The following is a 2,354-nucleotide window of genomic DNA, read 5'->3' as shown; positions in this document are numbered from 1 at the left end:
GAAAGGCCAATCAAACTCGGAAATAGCTGGTTCTCCGCGAAATCTATTTAGGTAGAGCGTCGACCGAATACCCTCGGGGGTAGAGCACTGGATGGGCTATGGGGACTCACCGTCTTACTGATCCTAACCAAACTCCGAATACCGAGGAGTACTAGTCGGCAGACACACGGCGGGTGCTAACGTCCGTCGTGAAAAGGGCAACAACCCTGACCTCCAGCTAAGGTCCCCAAGTCATGGCTAAGTGGGAAAGGATGTGAGGATCCCAAAACAACCAGGATGTTGGCTTAGAAGCAGCCATCATTTAAAGAAAGCGTAACAGCTCACTGGTCTAAATAAGGGTCTTTGCGCCGAAAATGTAACGGGGCTAAAGCCATGCACCGAAGCTGAGGATGTGACAGTTGTAGTGACTGTTGCGTGGTAGCGGAGCGTTCCGTAAGTCTGTGAAGGCGGACCCGTGAGGGCTGCTGGAGATATCGGAAGTGCGAATGTTGACATGAGTAACGATAAAGGGAGTGAGAGACTCCCTCGCCGAAAGACCAAGGGTTCCTGCTTAAAGTTAATCTGAGCAGGGTTAGCCGGCCCCTAAGACGAGGCGGACACGCGTAGTCGATGGGAACCACGTTAATATTCGTGGGCCTGGTGGTAGTGACGGATCTCGTGTGTTGTACATTCTTACTGGATTGAATGTGCGGCGAAGAGGTTCCAGGAAATAGCTCCACCGTATAGACCGTACCCGAAACCGACACAGGTGGTCAGGTAGAGTATACCAAGGCGCTTGAGAGAACTATGTTGAAGGAACTCGGCAAATTGCACGCGTAACTTCGGAAGAAGCGTGACCCCATTTTACGCAAGTATGATGGGGTGGCACAGACCAGGGGGTAGCGACTGTTTATCAAAAACACAGGGCTCTGCGAAGTAGCAATACGACGTATAGGGTCTGACGCCTGCCCGGTGCTGGAAGGTTAAAGGGAGGGGTGCAAGCTCTGAACTGAAGCCCCAGTAAACGGCGGCCGTAACTATAACGGTCCTAAGGTAGCGAAATTCCTTGTCGGGTAAGTTCCGACCTGCACGAATGGCGTAACGACTTCCCCGCTGTCTCCAACATAGACTCAGTGAAATTGAATTCCCCGTGAAGATGCGGGGTTCCTGCGGTCAGACGGAAAGACCCCGTGCACCTTTACTATAGCTTTACACTGGCATTCGCCAAGGCATGTGTAGGATAGGTGGTAGGCTTTGAAGCAGGGACGCCAGTTCTTGTGGAGCCATCCTTGAAATACCACCCTTATCTTCGTGGATGTCTAACCGCGGTCCGTTATCCGGATCCGGGACAGTGTATGGTGGGTAGTTTGACTGGGGCGGTCGCCTCCGAAAGAGTAACGGAGGCGCGCGATGGTGGGCTCAGACCGGTCGGAAATCGGTCGTCGAGTGCAATGGCATAAGCCCGCCTGACTGCGAGACTGACAAGTCGAGCAGAGACGAAAGTCGGTCATAGTGATCCGGTGGTCCCGTGTGGAAGGGCCATCGCTCAACGGATAAAAGGTACGCCGGGGATAACAGGCTGATGACCCCCAAGAGTCCATATCGACGGGGTTGTTTGGCACCTCGATGTCGACTCATCGCATCCTGGGGCTGGAGCAGGTCCCAAGGGTATGGCTGTTCGCCATTTAAAGCGGTACGTGAGTTGGGTTCAGAACGTCGTGAGACAGTTCGGTCCCTATCTGCCGTGGGTGTAGGAATATTGACAGGATCTGTCCCTAGTACGAGAGGACCGGGATGGACGTATCTCTGGTGGATCTGTTGTCCTGCCAAGGGCATAGCAGAGTAGCTATATACGGAATGGATAACCGCTGAAGGCATCTAAGCGGGAAACCAACCTGAAAACGAGTGTTCCCTATCAGAGCCGTGGAAGACGACCACGTTGATAGGACGGGTGTGGAAGCATGGCAACATGTGAAGCTTACCGTTACTAATAGCTCGATCGACTTCTTCGTTCCCATTGTTCATGCTCATCAAAGATGAACATCATCTGTTCTGTCCTGACGCGCATAGCGCTCCGGACGGGCCGCGCCACAGGGCGCGACGACCTCTGGTCTGTATGGCAAACATACGGGAAGGGTCGCAGAAAGACGTGTTAAATTAAATGAAGCGCAAGCTTCCCAGCTTCTCGAAACAACACTCATGTGAAAACATGAACTGTGTTGCGTTTTGCCGACCTGGTGGTTATCGCGGGGCGGCTGCACCCGTTCCCATTCCGAACACGGCCGTGAAACGCCCCAGCGCCAATGGTACTCCGTCTCAAGACGCGGGAGAGTAGGTCGCTGCCAGGTCTGCAAAACGCAACAAATATCTTCTCA

Annotated in this window: 2 rRNA genes; both read left to right on the top strand. The window is 53.4% G+C overall.

Annotation, left to right across the window (positions count from 1 at the left end):
- Nucleotides 1–1,991: ribosomal RNA gene (locus tag F617_RS0126735) — 23S ribosomal RNA — on the top strand; the annotation flags it as partial.
- Nucleotides 1,992–2,212: 221 nt separating this feature from the next.
- A 5S ribosomal RNA gene (rrf, locus tag F617_RS0126730) occupies nucleotides 2,213–2,327 on the top strand.
- Nucleotides 2,328–2,354: the final 27 nt, after the last annotated feature.

The sequence above is a fragment of the Agrobacterium sp. 10MFCol1.1 genome (assembly GCF_000381165.1).
GTDB classification, from domain to species: Bacteria; Pseudomonadota; Alphaproteobacteria; order Rhizobiales; family Rhizobiaceae; genus Agrobacterium; species Agrobacterium tumefaciens.
Note: the sequence above shows the minus strand (reverse complement) of the source record. Positions and strands in the feature narration are given on the sequence as shown.